The following is a 17480-nucleotide window of genomic DNA, read 5'->3' as shown; positions in this document are numbered from 1 at the left end:
ATAGCTTCATGTACTGTTCTTGATTCCCATTTTTGCTCATTGCACCTAAACGCCCGTTCTTCGCGGCGTCTCTGCACAGCACGAAAGCTATCGAAGAAGCACGCATTTACCCACTCATATCGGAGTAGACAGCTCGCATTGAAACGTATGTAGGGACTATACGATGGTTTAAACCGCGCTCCTGGAGGCGTTATTGAGCGGCTTGCGGTTGCCATTAAACACGACGGTGATGTAGAGCTTTTCTCATGAGGGAGCATTTTTCGAGGGTGCCGCAACTCCGCTGCACCCGGCGCCATGCTCCCCAGCTTGCGCAGCGAGAATGCTGACTGCAGGCAAAGAAAGCGGGACGGGACGATGTTGGTCGCGCCTTGATTTGCACCATGCAATCTCTGGCACCGACCTTGATGCACGCGATTAACCTCGTGCCGTTCAATGATCTTAAGACGAGCTTGAGCGCTCGCTGCATGTGCGATCGGAGATCGTTCGCACGGGTGTCTAATGCTGGAATCGGTACAATGTTCTCGAATGTTACAATCGAATGACGACCGTCGAGCTAGGCTGCGCGCAACCGCGGACGGAGTCTCGTCGCCTTTTTTTGCGATCTGCCGCGCCACGCTCCGCTGCTCCAAAACCTACCAAGTTCTTAAAGTCTGTCAGACTCCTAGCTGGCGCTGCGCGAACTGGTAAAATCGATTGTTTGGATGAGAAGCATCTACATTGCGGATAGGTGACTATGCGTTTCCGGGGCCTTGATCTAAATCTCCTCGTCGCGCTCGATGCTCTCATGACCGAGCGCAATCTCACGGCGGCAGCACGCAGCATCAACTTGAGTCAACCGGCCATGAGCGCGGCAGTTGGTCGACTGCGCGCTTATTTCCGAGACGAGCTCTTTACGATGAGGGGACGCGAACTTATCCCAACTCCACGTGCGGAAGATCTCGCCGCTCCAACTCGGGAGGCTCTGCTCCACATCCAGTTCTCCATTACGTCCCGGGATACGTTCAAGCCGAGTGAATCCGACCGTCGTTTTAGAATCTGCCTGTCGGACTTTGTTACGATCGTATTGTTCCGAAACGTCGTCGAGCGCGTCGCACGAGAAGCTCCCGGCATACGGTTCGAGCTGATGCCTCTCGCGGACCCGTTCGATCACCCGCTCGAACGCGCAGAAATCGACTTTCTTGTCGTGCCCGAGGTATACATGTCGCATACGCACCCCAGGGCGCCCCTCTTTGACGAGACAATCGTGTGCGTCGGTTGCCGTTCGAACAAGCAGCTGTCTCGGCAGCTTACATTCGGACGATACATGTCGATGGGACACGTTGCGGTCAAGTTTGGGCGTTCTCGAGTACCCTCCATCGACGATTGGTACATGAAAGAGCACGGCCTCAGGAGACGGGTTGAGGTCATCGTGCCGAGCTTTAGCATGATCCCGCACATGCTAGTGGGCACTGACCGAATAGCCACGATGCCCTTGACGCTTGTGAAGTACTTCGCGAAGACAATGCCACTGCGGATCAACAAACTTCCGCTACCACTTCCTGGTTTTACCGAGGCGGTCCAGTGGCCTTCGGTCCACAATACCGATCCGGCGAGCATATGGATGCGCGAGGTTTTGTTACAGGAGGCAGCTCGCCTAGCTCCTGGGCGTGCGAGTTCTAAAACTCGTTTAAGCCATCCATCGAGCAACCCTTCATCAGCTAAAGACTCGGCTGCAGACGCTCAAGAATGACAACAGCGGCTCGCAACCCGCTCCTTGCTCTAAAAACTGATGTCGATGACAATGGCTAGGCAATATCGCTTGCTGTGCCAGCGATTTTTCACGATCAGGTCTTTTTCCACACAGCTCTCGCCTGGACTTGGTGACGTCAGCTTAGTGGACGTCACTCTTCCGATTAATGCATTGCGCCGCCAACTGATCGCGTTGCACCTCTTGGCCAGCGTTCGTTTTCCTCAAATCGATTCGACTCGCCACAAGAGGCCCTTTGGCGAGCGATTCATCAGATCAGCTGCTGGCGCGTCGACTGACAGCTATCGATCGGGTCACCGATATCGAGGCTACTCGACCATCTCGACCGCGTTGTCGCGCCAGCGATTGACTACGAAGCCGGGAGACGCATTGTCTCCTTTAGCATCAAATCGAACCTGTCCGACCACGGTCTCAACTTCTTGCGACCGAAGTGCTTTCGCTACGCGCAGAGCATTGAAGGAGCCCGCGCGCCTCACCGCATTCGCCCATGCTTGTACGGCAGCATAAGTGTAGAGCGTGTAGCCTTCCGGAGACCTGTTTGATGCTTTCAATCGAGCTACGACGTCGGCCGCCTCAGGCTTTTTGGTGGCATCAGGCATGAATGTGAAGAGAGTGCCGTTTGCGGCACCACTCGCAATCGCCCAAAACTCGCCGGTCATCAAGGGATCGTTAGCCATGACCGCGAAACCGGCTTGTGCGTCCGCCGCTTGCCGTACAATCAAGCCGATCTCGGTGTAGTAGCCACCGATATAAGCGATCTGAATTGCTTCTCTCTTCAGTCTAGTCACCAGCGCTGTGTAGTCCTTTTCGCCAGCCATATAGCTTTGCCGCATCAGAGGCTGCAGACCCGCATCATTGAGACGAGATGCAACAATGTCTGCAATGCCCTTTCCATCAGTGCTCTTGTCATCAAGGATGGCAATCTTACTCGTAGAATAGTGCCGCAAGATATAATCGGCGGCGACTAAGCCTTGCTGATCGTCACGGCCGCAGATCCGAAAAACCGTCTTGAGGCCCCGCTCAGTCAGCTGAGGATTGGTTGATCCGGGCGAGATCTGGATAATTGCTGCTTCAGCGTAAACGTCGGAGGCGGGAATCGATGAAGAGGAGCAATAGTGACCTATGACCAACCTGACCTGATCCGACACCAATCGATTCGCAACGACCACGGCTTGCTTCGGATCGCAGGCGTCGTCAGCAACGATCAATCTGATCCTTGTATTGAGAAGCACTCCGGAAGAATTCAAATCATCCACGGCCGCACTAGCACCATACCGCATCTGCGCACCAACCGCAGCGTTGCTGCCCGTCATGGGACCCGCCACCGCAATATAGATGTCGTCGGCGGACGCGACCGAGACCAATACAGAAACAAGGACCACAGCACCGGCAACCGAACCCTTGCTAAAGAATGCCATTTGACGTCCCTAACTGTGGTTTGCTCTTCCGGTAAGGCTTGCCCTGGTTTCGACGCGGATGTTAGCGGACGCACAGAACGTCGCCTTGTCTAAGCGATCGTCCGCTCAATCCGATAGTTCCTCCTACCCGCCTATCGATCGGCATCATCCGGGGCGCGTGCACGCCGGCGGGTATGGCCGCACCCATCCTGCGACATCGCATCGAGGCGAGCAGGTAGTTCGTCCACACTCACGTTCGATTCGGTGTTCTTCGTGATGTTGCGCAGACGATCGCGCAACTTGGTTGCGCGCGCGACCTGAAGCTCCGCTCGTTCCAATTGCTCGCTTAACAAGTTGGGAAGCGAGGATCTGCCCTCCATCGCTCTCCGGATCTCTTGCAGAGAGAAGCCAAGCTCGCGAAGCGCCAGAATGTGATAAACTCTCCTGACGCTTTCACAGTCGTAAATCCGGTGACCACCGCCCGTGCGCTGCGATGCTGCGAGCAATCCCGTGTGCTCATAATGACGCAGAGCGCGCACCGTCACGCCGGTCGCCTCTGCAAGTTCACCGATGCGTCGCCACCGACGCCTGAGTACTGTAGGTCTGGTCATGTTTCTCTTTTTCAAACCTACAACCTAACGTCACGTGAGGTTCAAGCGGTTTCGACGGGCTGGAGATTTTGTTGCCAACTTGCCGCCGGCAACATCGAACCTCGGACTCCGAGGAGCGCCTTAGCGAGCTGGGTGACATGCAAGATACAAGCGACCACTCTGCTGCCAAGCGCTAGACTAGGCGACTGACTCAATGGCCACCATCAGCCTTCTTAGGAGAACCAATTCGGCCTCACCAGCGGCGATACGTCCGAGTACAAGCTTGGCAATCTCTGTTCGATTGACGGGAGTTCGCATACTTGCAGGTAGCGCCGCCACTACCTCATCATAGATCTTTCCCAACACCGAAAGGTCTTCTGGATCGAAAACACCACTTCGTACCTGCAACACTTGCACCGTCTCTCCTGTCAAAACATCGCGCCGGCGGCTGGGCTCCTTGCAAGGGCGTTTGGCTGCCTTAGGGCAAAAAAAAGACCGACCTGCGGCGCGTCAGTCTCACGAGCATGTGGACTTGTCGCTCGATGCAGCACTTCGGCGCACCGGCGTGATGGATGCGGGCAACGGTCGACTGGATTTTGACCGCGCAACCAACATGGAGAGGATTGGAACGCCGGGGGCGACGCCCTTCTGCATCGTGCTAAGGTATGGGGATCGCGATTTGTCGTCGGTTCGCGTTTCTTTCAAATTTCTTTCGAGCCCAGTTCTACTTCGCTCACACCGAATCGCTCAGCTCGTGATGAACCAGCCGGAAGATGAGCAATTTTCGAGCACTGACGCGTTAAGGCATGCAAGGCATTGTCGCTGCCTGAAACACAAGACTGCATACACGCGAACGGGCACTCCACTCGACCTTCGTCGCCAAACCGAAGTCGTACCGCCGATTTTAGGCACGACCTCAACGGTGTGGCGTGAAGTCCGATCGTTGCCTTTCTTTAGAAAGAGACGACCCGCAAGAGTTCAGCCAGTAAGCCCCGATCCGGATTACCCGTTGCATTCGAACTGAATGCTGCTACTAGCGGAAACTACATCGACTGTAGTCCTGGATCGGCACCAACATCGTAGCGGCTGCGGCACTTCAGTATCATGCAGGACGGTGCGCGGCTCACAGTGAGGCTGCAAACCGGAAGAGCATGATCAGTATGCAAGACCACCGATTCAAAACAGAGAACCGCCCCAAACGAGCGAAAACACGAATGGAATTTTTCGGCTCGCAGAGTTGCACTGTCCTGGCGGGGCCGATGCAGATTGCGTTTGAGCGCGAGCTTACCTGAAGAACCGCCGATGGCGCAGCGAATGAATTGATCGACTAGCGTCTATTCGGCTTTGGAATTCATATGGACGTTCGGAAATTACGCGTTTTCGTGGAGGTCGTACGGCAAGGCGGGTTCTCTAAGGCTGGCAAAATCGTATTCGCGACGCAGTCTACGGTGAGCAAGGCGGTCAGGCAGCTGGAGGACGAGATTGGTGTGCCATTACTTGACCGGATCGGCCATCGCAGCAAACTTACCGCTGCCGGCGAGATTGTTTATCGTCGTGCGATCAGGATTCTGACAGAACGGGACGATCTCATTTCCGAATTGAACGAGCTGCGCGGCCTGAAATGCGGCATTCTCAAGCTCGGTTTGCCACCGGTTGGCAGCGGCACGCTGTTCGCGAAACTATTTGCGATCTATCGCAAAAGTTATCCAGGCGTCGACATCCGGCTCGTGGAGTACGGATGCGAGCGCCTGGAGGAGATTTTGCTGTCGGGCGAGATCGAACTTGCCGCCTCGCTTCTTCCCGTATCGGAAGGCTTTGAATGGCAGGACGTCAAACGCGAACCCCTCACTGTTCTGCTACCGGTTGACCATCAGCTTTCACAGTGTCGATCCCTTGATATTCCGACATTGCGAGAGCTTCCGCTCATTCTCTTCGAAGCCGGATTTGCATTGAATCGCGTGATTATAGAGGGTTTCCGACGGCACGGTTTTGAGCCGCGCGTCGCAGCGCGTAGTAGCCAGGTTGATTTTATCATCGAGCTTGCGGCTGCGGGCATGGGGGTCGCTTTTCTACCGCGGATGATTGCCGAGCAACGCACACATCTTTCGATCGCCCGGGTGCCGCTCGACGAAGCTGATACGGACTGGCGCATTGCGATGATCTGGCGGCGCGGTGCTTATCTGTCGCATGCCGCGAGGGCCTGGCTCGATCTGGTGGCTCGCACGCGCGTCGAGAATCATTCCGGCAACGACTGAATTGCAGTCGAACAATTCATGTCGATCAAAACCGCTGCCACGCAGATGTGTTTGGGAGGCATTCGCGCTTCGTGACGCCGACTTCGCGTGGCGAGACACATTGTCGCAGTTCTGCCAACGCCGGTGCTGAGTGTGGGATCAAGAGCAGCGTTGGAAACGTGAATGATCTCTGAATGGCCTCCCCGATGCGATCAACCGAAAGAGAAGCATCGAATGGATTCATGTCCAACACGAGAAGCGGCTGGGTTCGCGGCTGGGGCGAGGCATATCTCTCGGGCGAGATTGCCGTCGCTGCGTCAGGTTCGGGCCAGGCAATCTACCTCTCATCAACGGCCCTGTTTGGTTGTCATCGTGCGCGCGTGCCCGTCCTCGCGATCGCCCAACACTTTCGCGGCGGAAATCAGTGGGTCGTATTTCCGGCAAAGTCCACCCCAAGATCCTCTTTAAGGAATGGAGCCACCGTTGCGATTTGGCTTCCGCGACCAAACGAGCCTCGCGCATCCTTAAGGTAGCCATCCGCGAGGCGTGGCCTCCACAATCCAGATTCCGCCGGGGTTGCCGAAGCCACTGGTATGTGAAGCCGCTGAATGTACGACTGGCACGTTCCTTTCCTGGAATCACCGGCAATTGAGTTTGAACCACCCTACTACAGCCGCGTGGCTGGCGGCGATTATCAAAATCCTATCTTGGCTTTAACAGTACATTCGCTAAGGAAGCATTGTGGAACAAAGAGCTGGCTCCGGTTGTTTGGACAGCGCCCCGCGGAATTTAGGTGGTTTCCTGCCGGGTTATGCTGACTGCGGGGCCTTGCGATTTTGATGCAGTGGAGGGAGGGCGAAGCCCGACCGGAGCTGCATCAAAATCGTCGCGACGATCATGCCGCCGCCGCGATGGTCTGCGCCCCAAAATAGGCCTCATTCGGCGTTCGCTCGTCAAGCGACGAATGAGGCCTGCCGCCGTTATAGAAGGCCAGATATCCGAAGATCGACGCACGTGCCTCGGACACGCTGTCGTAGGCATGCAGATAGACGTGCTCGTATTTGATGGTTCGCCAGAGCCGCTCGACGAACACGTTGTCGCGCCAGGCGCCCTTGCCATCCATGCTGATGGCGATCTTCGCGTCCAGCAGCACGCTGGTGAAGTCGAGGCTGGTGAACTGGCTGCCCTGATCCGTGTTGAAGATCTCCGGCTTGCCGTGTCGCGCCAACGCCTCCTCGAGCGCTTCGATGCAAAATGCTGCCTCCATCGTGATCGAGACCCGATGAGCCAGCACCCGCCGGCTGAACACATCGACGACCGCCGTCAGGTAGACAAAGCCGCGCCGCATCGGGATGTAGCTGATGTCCATTGCCCAGACGTGGTTCGCTCGCTCGATCTTCACCCCGCGCAAGAGATACGGATAAATCTTATGTCCTGGCGCAGGCTTGCTCGTGTTTGCCCGCCGGTAGAGCGCCGAAATCTCCATGCGCTTCATCAGCGTCGCCACATGGCGGCGGCCGACCGAAACGCCTTCCCTCCGCAGCAGTGATCGCAGCATCCGTGCCCCGGCGAACGGATAATCAAGATGCAGTTCGTCGAGCCGGCGCATCAGCGCAAGGTCCTCGGCCGAAACCGGCCGAGGTTCGTAATAGACCGTGCTACGGGCAAGGTTCAGAACCTTCGCCTGCCGCGCGACAGGCAAGTCGTGTTCGCGGTCGATCGTAACCGGCATGAGGCCCCCACCTAGCCCTCCCTGGGCTTACGCGCGATAGAGCCTAGCATGAGCTGATCGGAGGAGGTGGATCGATGGTAAATGCCATGCTTGATGCCAGGCAGGAAGGTGACTCCTATCGTCGTGTCCAGGTGATCACCGGGGAGCGCCGGCGGCGACGATGGACGGGCGAGGAGAAGGCCCGGATCGTGGCGGAGAGTTTTGAGGAAGGCACGAACATCTCCGAGGTAGCGCGGCGCAACGGCGTTTCCCGCGGGCTGCTCACGGTGTGGCGACGCCAGATTACGGCAATGGCCGGCAAGGCGCCGAGCTTCGTGCCGATCCAGATTGGCGCCGAGAGCGGCCAGCTCTCAGCGTCGGCGCAAGCGAGGCCCTTGAAGGTGACCGCGCCGCCGACCAGGGCCTGTGGGGTGGTCGAGATCGAGGTGAGTGGGGCGCGCATTCGCGTCGAGGGAGAAGTGGATGCTGCGACGCTTTGCACGGTGCTGTCGGTGCTCAGAGGCGATCGATGATAGCGCTGCGGCCCGACCTCAAGGTGATGCTGGCGTCCCAGCCGGTCGACTTTCGCAAGTCGGTGCACACGCTGTCGGCGCTGGTGAGCGAAGCGTTACACACGAGTCCTTATGACGGCACCGTCTTTGTTTTCCGTTCCAAACGTTCCGACAGAGTGAAGCTTCTGGCGTGGGACGGCAGCGGCATGGTGCTTGTAACGAAGTGGTTGCACGAAGGGCATTTCACCTGGCCGCCGATCCGCGACGGCGCGGTGCATTTGAGTGCGACGCAGCTCGCGATGCTGGTCGACGGGCTCGAGTGGACGCGTGTCTCACCCAAGCCTGTGAAGCAGCCGGCCGTTGTCGGCTGAGAGGCGAGGATTTCGCTGGAGGGTGTCGCGCGCGGATGTATCGTCTGGTCATGGCGATTCGCCCTGACGCTCTCCCGACCGATCCGTCAGCTCTGACCGAGATGGTGCTCGCGCTTGACGCCGAGAACGAGAAGCTGCGTGTGGCGATGCAGACGCTCAAGGAGATGATCTTCGGGAAGCGCTCGGAGCGACTTGCGGTGCTCGTGGACGAGCAACTCGCGCTTGAGCTGGGCGATCTCGAGACCGACGCCACGCCACCTGCCGCTGCCAACGACGATGCGGCAGCGACAAAGCGGCTTGACAAGCCGCCGCGGAAGAAGGCGCGCCGCAACATCGGCGCACTCCCAAAGCACCTGCCGCGCTGCGAGCAGGTGCTGGAGCCGGAGGCGACGGCCTGCCCGTGCTGCCAGGGTCAGCTCCACAAGATCGGCGAGGACGTCAGCGAGGTGCTGGACATCATCCCGGCGATCCTGCGGGTGCTGCGCACGATCCGTCCCAAATATGGCTGCCGCAGCTGCACCGATGGTGTGGTCCAAGCGAAGGTGCTGCCGCGCCTGATCGAGAGCGGCATGGCCTCGACCGCACTCGTGAGCCACGTGGTGGTCTCGAAGTTCGCCTGGTATCTGCCGCTGTACCGGCAGGTGCAGATCTTGGCCGGCCAGGGCATCCAGCTCGACCGCGCGACGCTCGCCGGCTGGGTGAGGCGTACCGCCTGGTGGCTCAAAAGCCTCTATGAGGTTCAGCTGAGGACGATCCAGAGCGCGCCGCGCGTGTTCTGCGACGAGACGCCGATGCCGGTGCTCGACCCCGGGCGACATCGCACCCGCATCTGCCAGTTCTGGGCGCATGCCATGGATGACCGACCATGGGGCGGGCCCTCGCCGCCGGCGGTTGCCTACGTGTTCGCGGCCGGCCGCGGCACGGAGCAGATCGCCGGACAATTGACGGACTTTTCCGGCATTCTGCAGGTGGACGGCTATGCCGCCTACAAGGCGCTCGCCCGCGATCATGGCGGCGAGATCCAGCTCGCCTTTTGTCTTGCTCATGCCCGACGTAAGTTCGTCGAGGTGTTCAAGACGACGCAGTCGCCGTTCGCGCGCGAGGTGATCGAACGCCTGCAGGCGGTCTATGCGATCGAGGCCGAGATCCGCGGCTCGAGCGCCGAGCAGCGGCTCGCCGTCCGTCGCGCCAGGACCGCTCCGTTGATGGAGGCGCTCAAGGCACGATTGACCACAATGGTTGGCCAGCTCTTCTCGCAGTCGAAGCTGGCGGAGGCGATCAACTATGCACTCAATCACTGGGACGGGTTGACGCTGTTTCTTCGCGACGGCCGCGTCGAGGTCGATTCCAACACGGTAGAGCGTTCCATGCGCCCGATTGCCATGGGAAGACGCAACTCATTGTTCAGCGGCAGCGACGGCGGCGCCGAGAGCTGGGCGATCCTGTCGTCGATCGTGAACACGGCAAAACTCCATGAACTCGATCCTCAGATCTATCTGACGGACGTGCTGGAGCGGATTGTCTCCGGGCGAACCAAGAGCCACCAGTTCCACGAGCTGCTCGTCTGGAACTGGAAGGCGGCCCGTGAGCGCATCGCACAGGCTGCAGCATGAGCCCACGTCGCCCTAAAGCTTCATCGTCGATGGCGGCCGCCGCCATGCCGCTTGCGGAGCTCGAGCAATGGCTCCAGGCTCGCGTCGATCAGCATCCCGCCACCACCAGTCTTCCCATGCTCGACGGCTACGTCGCCGCGATCGTGGCCGGACCGGTGTCGATGAGCCCGCTCGATTGGATATGCCCACTGCTTGCCATCGATGCCGATGCTTTCAACCACGGCGGCACCCCGGAGTTCGCTGCGATCTCCGCCGTCGCGCTGCGTCATAACGAGATCAGCCAGATCCTTTCCACCACGCCTAACCAGTTCGCCCCGATGCACCGGCGTCAACCCAACGGCGACGTCGATCCGCGACCATGGTGCCAGGGATTCTACGCCGCGATGCGGCTCAGGCTGTCGGCGTGGGCGCCATTGCTGGACGCCAGCAACGTCAATCACCGCCTGCTGCTGCCTATTCTGCTGCACTGTCGCGACGATCAGGCCGGTCCACTGCTCGGACCGCCACGGACCGGCCGCGAGACCCGAGACTCTCTGCGCAACGCCCACCTCGATATTCCCGCAGCCGTCGAAGCCATGCGCCAATACTGGATGCCGATCCGCTACGCACGCGCACGCTGATCACCGCCGACGTGGGAGCTCATACCGGTTACGGTCGATCAGCGTTTTGCGCTCAGAAGGCCGGCTTTGCTGAGCGCGCCGGACAAAAAATCGTTCTCAAGCGCCAGTTCCCCAATCTTGGCGTGCAGCGCCTTCAAATCGACAGGCGCTGCCGTCGATTCCGACTTGTCCTGCCCGAACACGCCTGCCGCTCCTTCCAGGAGCTGGTTCTTCCAGGTCATGATCTGGTTCGGGTGAACATCAAACTGCTGAGCCAGTTCGGCCAGCGTCTTCTCCCCCTTCACGGCGGCCAAAGCCACCTTCGCCTTGAAAGCCGGAGAATGCGTCCGGCGACTCCTCTTCGTCATCTTCGCTCCTGATTCGCGACGAGAATCCTCGCCGCTGTCAGGCAGAAAATCCACTTAAGCTACTGCCCGAGTTTGCGGAGCCAGCTCTCAATTCGATTTCCGTAGCGGTTACAGGCACGGTTACCGCGTCGACGACGCAAACGGTAAGAATGGCCTTGCGTGGGACTAAAATGCAGCGACCGAGTCGCTTGCGATGAGCAGTTGTCAGCTCTTAACAGCATCATATAGCGGTGACTGGACGACAAATTACATCTACATCGGGCAGAACGTCGCCGGTTTCGATCCTCTCAATACATTTTGCGTGTCACATTCTCCCCAAGCCGCATGCCCGATCCAGCGCTTAAAGATTTCGTGCAGTAGCTGTCGTATGGTCGTGATCGTAGCCGGGCGTGACGTTCTACGGAGCAACATTTAAGGACGAAATCGTTCACGGGAGATCGCGGCAGTACTTCCCGTCCGTCAGCCAGACTACAGCCTTGGCGACGATTCGCGGTGATAGGCGCTGAAAGGATCAGCGCGCGGCAAGCCTGCGCGAGACCTATAGCGCGATCTCAGGACAATCCTTACCATCTCGCATAGCTGGCTCTCGTTCTGCTTTACAGCATTCATAAGCTCGACTCTGTAGCGCTCCATCGCATGGCGTTCAGGAAAACGGCCGACCGACAGTTGGAGCAGCCAGGAGCCGAAGAAGTACAGCTCGGCTGCATCGACAGTCTCGAATGGTTCACCATCCGGAGACATCTGGTTCGCAAAGTCCGCGTACCGGAAAGCAGTTGGGGGGCAATGGGGGATACACCCCAGCATCTTTCAGATCTTGAATTAACTCTCCCGATTTTTCTGCCTGCCTTGTCGGCGTCGTCCGGAAAAATGAGATCGACTGTATGAATTTCCAACCAACGTTGGAGCGAAGGTCTTTTGCGGAAACTTCCGAGCCTTTTCATTCAGATGGGCCAAGTCAAACACCAAGTCTAACTGACTATTTGACATTGACCGACGAGCTCGCTCTCTTCTCGGGGCACGATGCCATCAACTGCGGCTTCGCGGGCGGCGTTCAGTGCGTTATGCATGTCCGCGATCAGCTCGCTGGGACTTTCCATGCCAGCGTGTATGCGAATCAGCGGTCCAGGGAACGCAAGCGAGGTTTCCATTCGTTTCGGTGGCTCGACGAGCAACGCGAGACTTTCGTACCCGCCCCAAGACAAACCAATCCCAAAGATACGAAGGCTACTAAAGAGAACCGAAAGTTGCGGCCGTGACATCGGCTTTAGAACAATCCCAAAGAGTCCACTGGCGCCCAGAAAGTCTCTCTTCCAAATGCCATGGCCGGGATCGTTGGGAAGCGCCGGGTGCAACACCCTATCAACAGCTGGATGGGCTTTCAGGCTTTGCGCCAGAATAAGGCCGTTTTCCCAATGCCGCTTCATGCGCAGAGCTAGAGTACGAAGTCCCCGGAGGGCCAGATAGATATCATCTGGTCCGCCAATTTCGCCGAAATGATGCGCAGTTGATTTCAGTGCGGACCATGCCGCTTCATTCGCGGTGGCAATGCCAAGCAACGCATCGGAATGGCCAACAATATACTTCGTCGCAGCCTGAATCGAAATGTCGACACCGTGCTCGAACGGCCTGAAATACAGAGGTGTCGCCCACGTATTGTCCATAATCACAAGTGCGTCCGACCGATGTGCAATCGCCGAGAGTGCCGGCACATCTTGAACCTCGAACGTCATGGACGATGGCGATTCCAAATAGATGGCGCGTGTATTTGCGCTTATTTTCGCTGCCAATTCTGACGGCTTGGTTGGACAGAAATATCGCGCCTCGATTTGCAGCCTCGAAAGAACGTTGTCCGCGAAGGCTCTCACGGGCGCGTAGACGCCGTCACTGATCAGAACAGCATCGCCCGCTTTCAGACAGGCTAGCAGCGAGCGGGTACAAGCAGATTGGCCTGATGGGAAGAGAATCGAACGAAAGCCGCCCTCCAACTTGCAGACGGCGGCCTCAAGCGCGCGCGACAGGGGCGAGCCAAAACGACCGTAGCTAGGATTGTCTTTGTTCCGGTCGTCCCATTCCTCTAAGGTTTCCGAAATAATGGTTGAGCCGCGGTAGATCGGCACATTCACCATCCCAGCGTGTTCCGCCGGCGCGCGACCGAGATGACAAAGTAGAGTTTCCGTGTCTCGTACGTTTTTGTCGTCGCTCAGATCCTTCATGCCAATTTCTCTTCCATCCCATCCCGCTCGCGCCATGTCGCCACGCTCGCGGATTCACTTGCATGCTTCCGCTGCATTGCAGGTGCAACAACAGTGCCAATCTCAAGCAATGCTACTGCGACATCACGCCGGTGATGCCTCTTGAGCGTTGGCTAGAACGATTCAATTGCGCGACGACCAGAACTGTTCAATACGACTTTGACGTTTGCCCAATTCGCTAGCCGGATGCTCCGCCGCACGACTCGTTCACGAGATTATGTATGGTGCGGTGCTTCAGCGCGCCCATTATCGAGATCGGCTCTTCGTAGCAAGTGACACAATTTTCCGATGATTATCGAAATCGCTTGAAACGAACGTAAGGTGAAGTTGTAACCTACCAAAACTGGGGAGGCGTCGGGGCCTTCGACGAACGAGGATTGTGAATGTCTCAAACGCAAATGTTTGCGCCGCGCCCGTCCATCACGCCTCCCGACCGCTTCCGAGAGATCGCCCGGAGACATTTGTGTGCGCCCGCTGGAGAGCATCGACGTCACCCCTCCACTCGACGCATGACCAGGCCCCCGACGGACGCTCTTGAGCGCGGCCGTGGCCGAACAGCAGACACCATTCTGTCTGAAGCCACGAGCGACTACCTAGAGCGAAGTGTCGCTGAGGTGCTCAAGGCCAGTAACGACTATTCGCTGGAGTTGAACAGCACCCTAGTTGCGCATTCTTTTCTGCTTGATCATGGCAGAGTGCACATCCGACGAGCGCGCAATCCTGCTGCGCTACACAAGTTGTAGTTTTTCGTTGTAGTTCATGCAACTGTTAGGATAGCCATATAAGAACAGGTGAAGCCCCGCCGACCGGCTGTGGAGAGCCATGGCCGGCCTGCTGGTGCGGACGCTCATGCGCAAAATACAGAGTGTTTCACTCAGATGGGACCATCGCCATGCTTAGAACCCATGCCTTTCGACGGAGCGACCACATGTCAGACGCCAGGCTGCTGAGCGCACTCTCATCCCTTTCACACGTGGCAAAACAGTTGGAAATTCCACCGCCCGCTGCCCCTGAGCTTGACGCAAATTGCGTCAAGCTCAACATGAATGAGAACCCATTCCCGTTGCCGGCAATCGTCAGGGAAGCCGCGATTGCAGCCTTTGAGCGGCATTATCTGTACCCGGAAGATGACAATGTCGGCCTAAGAGAGGCGGCCGCCTCCACTTACGGCCTCTCTGCCGATCAGGTGATTGCAGGGAACGGTTCGTCTGAACTCCTCGGCCTTATCTACAAAGCGTTCCTCGCTCCAGGCGATGCCGTAGCGATGATGTCACCCGGGTTTTCATTTAACCGCAAGCTCGCCATGTTGCACGAGGCCCAATTTCTGGAGATCGGGTGGGGTAAAGACCATTCCCTACCAACGCACCAACTGCTTTTCGGCCCCGCCCGAGATGCCAAGTTCGTCGTGCTCGCCAACCCGAACAATCCGACGGGAACGTTTGTTCCGATCGCGGATATCGAAAGGCTCGTAGTACAATCGGATCGACTGATCGTACTTGACGAAGCGTATGTCGACTTCGCGCCCGATAACGGCCTACGTCTCGTCAATCGCTATTCAAATCTTCTGCTGTTGCGCACTTTTTCAAAAAGTTATGCCACCGCGGGCCTTCGAGTCGGCTTCGGTTTCGGTCACCCCGAGCTTATCGGCAGGCTTCGTACGATGCAGAACCTCTTCAACATGAATGTGATTGGTCATGCGGTCGGCATGAGCGTCATTGCGCATCGAGCGGCTTTCGAGGAGAACCATCGACAGATCATGCTCGAAAGGGATCGAACGAGCGTCGCGCTATCGAAGCTTGGGTTTACTGTGTTGCCTTCCCACGCCAATTTCTTGCTAGCCCGCGTGCCCGAAGGACACGATGGCGCTTGGTGGCAGGCCACATTGCAGAGGCAGAACGTGCTTGTTGCGTTCTTCCCCGAAAAAGGTCTCGAGAACTTTATACGCATTACGATCGGCACAGAAAGGCAAATGGATGTGTTTCTTTCAACCGTAAGTCGCATTTCTTCATCGTCAAACTGACCCCAAGCCAATTATTATTCAGATTCACTACATGAGGTGATCGAGTGACAAGTACCCTTCCTTCAAAACTAGCGTTCGGCATCTTCGATCACCTGGACGCAGACGGCCATGATGTCGCCAAACAGTATAATGATCGCCTCCTACTCGCCGAGGCATGCGATCGCCTGGGGTACTATGCTTATCATCTGGCCGAGCACCACTGCACTCCGCATGGGATGAGCCCCGCACCGAATCTGTTTTTGTCTAGCGTCGCACAACGCACAACACATCTTCGCATTGGCCCGATGGTCATGCTGCTTAGCCTTCATCACCCCCTGCGAGCTTTTGAAGAGGCCTGCATGCTGGACCACTTGAGCGGCGGCCGACTTGAGCTTGGCATTGGGCGCGGCTCCCTTCCAATCGAATTGGGCTATTTCGGGGTCAGTGCGGACGCAGCACCAGGCCGTTATGCAGAAGCCAGCGAAATCCTAGTTAAGGCAATGCGAGGCGGCTCGCTCTGCTACGAGGGCGATCATTTCCGGTTGGATGACGTTCCATTGACGATATCGCCTCATCAGCGACCGCATCCCCCGACATGGATCGCCGTAAATCAGCCGGAGTCGGCAAGCTGGGCCGCTGAGATTGGCGCAAACATCGCAAGCATCGGACCTTCATCGTCTGTTCGAAGGGTCACTAATGCCTACCGCTCGCGTCGAGAGATACGCTTAAAGACGAACGATCAATCGTCGCCGTTTCTTGGCTTGCTTCGCATGGTCGTAGCTGGCAGTTCTGAAGCAGATGCCTATTCACTCGCTGCGCCGGCTTACGATCGCTGGCTCCAGAACTTTAAGTTCCTTTATGACCGCAACAACATCCCCACTCCACCGAACCTACCCCTGACCTTCGATGCAGCAATCGAGAGTGAGCTGTGTGTCGCCGGGACGGCCGCTTCGATTCGACAAACTCTTCTTAATCACATCGAAGAGGCGGGTGCCAATTATCTTCTTTGTCAACTCGCATTTGGTGATCTCCCCCTGGATGCTTCATTGAACACGGCGATCATCATTCGATCCGTCGCTGGCGCTGGCTGGACATGAAGCTCACCGTGCCGGCGCTGGCGATGAATGGTTGCCTGCTATATCTTTTGACGCCTCCTAAATGCTAGACGCTGGCGGCTACCTCGACCATCGCACAGCTTCACTTCTTACCTGTCTTGCTCTCGCGCCTAGACTTGAAACGCATGCAGTAAGCTAGGCGGCGTTCCGAATTTGACGAGTTCGGCTTACCAGGTCTCCCGGCTTGGCGGCGCAATTATCCCGAAGCCAGTGGGTGGCACCTTTCGAGCTAGCCTCTTTCGAGGTTACGGCCGCGGCTGGCGAGACCGCGCCTAACAGCGCCAGACTGGTTATTGACGAACCCCGCCGCACGATCTAATCGCCAACAGTGAAGTCGTCGCGCACTAACTCTTGCCATCCGATTGGGCACGGGAGGCTGCGACAGCATTTCTCGCCCGGCCTACCGCTCTGCTCGCCTCGACGGTTTGAAGCTGGAATTTCGGAGAGCTGCAAGTGGTGAAATGGGTCTTTAGAACGCACGCAGGAAAGGCTCAAATCGTCCCCACGCCAAAGGGATTTGCGATCGTATTTGCCGGTGAGACGCTAGAGTACCACAGTTCCCCGGCAGCGGCGGCCGAGGCACTGGCGAAGGGCGCGTGCCCTTGGCCCTCGGCAGGTGATCCATCGAACATGGGAATTCCCGAAAGCATCAGCGAATGGCAGCGCCTGCCATAGTCTTGTTTGGTCGGTCGAGGGGTCGTGACGGCCTGAAAGCCGAGGCGGGATAAGGGATTTCAAGTCCATGCGGGCGTGAACGCATGTGCGACGGCGCGGGACACGGAGGCTCTCTATTCAGATCTCGCTTTTCGGTATGCGCGCAGATGGCATTTGCTTTGAGATCGATTCAGCAGCTTTGCGAGCACCAGCGATCATCTAGCTGTCGTCTAGTCCCGCCCTCTGTCGTCATTTCGGGTGACCGGGCAGGTTGTGCACTCGATGGTTGGAACCAACGCATCGTCCCGGTCAACGAGC

The 17480-nt window shown here is 57.7% G+C and carries 12 protein-coding genes and 2 pseudogenes; 8 read left to right on the top strand and 6 right to left on the bottom strand.

The window, feature by feature from the left end:
* The first annotated feature begins 733 nt into the window (after positions 1–733).
* Positions 734–1729, top strand: coding sequence for a LysR family transcriptional regulator (locus QQL28_RS33645; protein WP_284272545.1), 996 nt, complete (start codon positions 734–736; stop codon positions 1727–1729).
* Positions 1730–2055: 326 nt separating this feature from the next.
* Here the strand turns inward: QQL28_RS33645 and QQL28_RS33640 are convergent, their stop codons facing one another.
* From QQL28_RS33640 to QQL28_RS33630, 3 genes are all read right to left on the bottom strand, one after another.
* Entirely contained in the window at positions 2056–3165 is a 1110-nt protein-coding gene (locus QQL28_RS33640; RefSeq protein WP_284272543.1) for a branched-chain amino acid ABC transporter substrate-binding protein, read from the bottom strand.
* Positions 3166–3296: 131 nt separating this feature from the next.
* Positions 3297–3755 (bottom strand): MerR family transcriptional regulator, encoded by a 459-nt coding sequence (locus QQL28_RS33635; RefSeq protein ID WP_284272542.1) that lies wholly within the window; start codon positions 3753–3755, stop codon positions 3297–3299.
* Between the two features lie 177 nt (positions 3756–3932).
* A complete protein-coding gene (locus tag QQL28_RS33630; protein WP_284272540.1) occupies positions 3933–4151 on the bottom strand; it encodes a hypothetical protein in 219 nt (72 codons plus the stop codon).
* Positions 4152–5089: 938 nt separating this feature from the next.
* On the opposite strand from QQL28_RS33630, the gene QQL28_RS33625 reads away from it, so the two are divergent.
* Positions 5090–5989: a LysR family transcriptional regulator gene (locus tag QQL28_RS33625; protein WP_284272538.1), complete on the top strand. Its 900-nt coding sequence runs from the start codon at positions 5090–5092 to the stop codon at positions 5987–5989.
* A gap of 874 nt (positions 5990–6863) precedes the next feature.
* Here QQL28_RS33625 and QQL28_RS33620 read toward each other — a convergent pair.
* Positions 6864–7688: pseudogene (locus QQL28_RS33620) on the bottom strand (IS3 family transposase); the annotation flags it as partial.
* Positions 7689–7774: 86 nt separating this feature from the next.
* Between QQL28_RS33620 and tnpA the strand changes: the two are divergent.
* From tnpA to QQL28_RS33600, 4 genes are read left to right on the top strand one after another with little or no spacing between them, the layout of a single operon-like run.
* Positions 7775–8212, top strand: coding sequence for an IS66-like element accessory protein TnpA (gene tnpA / locus QQL28_RS33615; protein WP_431309685.1), 438 nt, complete (start codon positions 7775–7777; stop codon positions 8210–8212).
* Complete coding sequence (tnpB, locus tag QQL28_RS33610) at positions 8209–8562, top strand: IS66 family insertion sequence element accessory protein TnpB (protein ID WP_284272536.1); 354 nt, start codon at positions 8209–8211, stop codon at positions 8560–8562. The genes tnpA and tnpB overlap by 4 nt, the downstream gene beginning before the upstream one ends.
* Before the next feature lie 50 nt (positions 8563–8612).
* The gene (tnpC, locus tag QQL28_RS33605) at positions 8613–10175 is read left to right on the top strand and encodes an IS66 family transposase (protein WP_284272534.1); all 1563 of its coding nucleotides are present in this window, start codon (positions 8613–8615) and stop codon (positions 10173–10175) included.
* A gap of 29 nt (positions 10176–10204) precedes the next feature.
* On the top strand, positions 10205–10795 hold the full coding sequence (locus QQL28_RS33600) for a UPF0149 family protein (RefSeq protein ID WP_284272532.1): 591 nt from the start codon (positions 10205–10207) through the stop codon (positions 10793–10795).
* A 12-nt stretch (positions 10796–10807) separates the two neighbouring features.
* On the opposite strand, the pseudogene QQL28_RS33595 reads toward QQL28_RS33600, so the two are convergent.
* Together QQL28_RS33595 and metC are read right to left on the bottom strand one after the other, a co-directional pair.
* A pseudogene (locus QQL28_RS33595) lies at positions 10808–11142 on the bottom strand (transposase); the annotation flags it as partial.
* A 968-nt stretch (positions 11143–12110) separates the two neighbouring features.
* Complete coding sequence (gene metC, locus QQL28_RS33590) at positions 12111–13355, bottom strand: cystathionine beta-lyase (protein WP_284272530.1); 1245 nt, start codon at positions 13353–13355, stop codon at positions 12111–12113.
* Positions 13356–14322: 967 nt separating this feature from the next.
* Here metC and QQL28_RS33585 point away from each other — a divergent pair.
* Both QQL28_RS33585 and QQL28_RS33580 read left to right on the top strand, forming a co-directional pair.
* Positions 14323–15414 (top strand): pyridoxal phosphate-dependent aminotransferase, encoded by a 1092-nt coding sequence (locus QQL28_RS33585; protein WP_284272528.1) that lies wholly within the window; start codon positions 14323–14325, stop codon positions 15412–15414.
* Between the two features lie 44 nt (positions 15415–15458).
* The gene (locus tag QQL28_RS33580) at positions 15459–16490 is read left to right on the top strand and encodes an LLM class flavin-dependent oxidoreductase (protein WP_284272526.1); all 1032 of its coding nucleotides are present in this window, start codon (positions 15459–15461) and stop codon (positions 16488–16490) included.
* Positions 16491–17480 lie beyond the last annotated feature (990 nt).

Origin of the sequence: Bradyrhizobium iriomotense (genome assembly GCF_030160715.1) — a bacterium.
Lineage (GTDB): Bacteria > Pseudomonadota > Alphaproteobacteria > Rhizobiales > Xanthobacteraceae > Bradyrhizobium > Bradyrhizobium iriomotense.
Note: the sequence above shows the minus strand (reverse complement) of the source record. Positions and strands in the feature narration are given on the sequence as shown.

Excerpts from the sequence above, each read along its gene's own strand:
- metC (WP_284272530.1), bottom strand. The coding sequence starts at position 13,355 with ATGAAGGATCTGAGCGACGACAAAAACGTACGAGACACGGAAACTCTA.
- tnpA (WP_431309685.1), top strand. The coding sequence starts at position 7,775 with ATGGTAAATGCCATGCTTGATGCCAGGCAGGAAGGTGACTCCTATCGT.
- QQL28_RS33640 (WP_284272543.1), bottom strand. The coding sequence starts at position 3,165 with ATGGCATTCTTTAGCAAGGGTTCGGTTGCCGGTGCTGTGGTCCTTGTT.
- tnpC (WP_284272534.1), top strand. The coding sequence starts at position 8,613 with ATGGCGATTCGCCCTGACGCTCTCCCGACCGATCCGTCAGCTCTGACC.
- QQL28_RS33645 (WP_284272545.1), top strand. The coding sequence starts at position 734 with ATGCGTTTCCGGGGCCTTGATCTAAATCTCCTCGTCGCGCTCGATGCT.
- tnpB (WP_284272536.1), top strand. The coding sequence starts at position 8,209 with ATGATAGCGCTGCGGCCCGACCTCAAGGTGATGCTGGCGTCCCAGCCG.
- QQL28_RS33635 (WP_284272542.1), bottom strand. The coding sequence starts at position 3,755 with ATGACCAGACCTACAGTACTCAGGCGTCGGTGGCGACGCATCGGTGAA.
- QQL28_RS33585 (WP_284272528.1), top strand. The coding sequence starts at position 14,323 with ATGTCAGACGCCAGGCTGCTGAGCGCACTCTCATCCCTTTCACACGTG.
- QQL28_RS33600 (WP_284272532.1), top strand. The coding sequence starts at position 10,205 with ATGGCGGCCGCCGCCATGCCGCTTGCGGAGCTCGAGCAATGGCTCCAG.
- QQL28_RS33625 (WP_284272538.1), top strand. The coding sequence starts at position 5,090 with ATGGACGTTCGGAAATTACGCGTTTTCGTGGAGGTCGTACGGCAAGGC.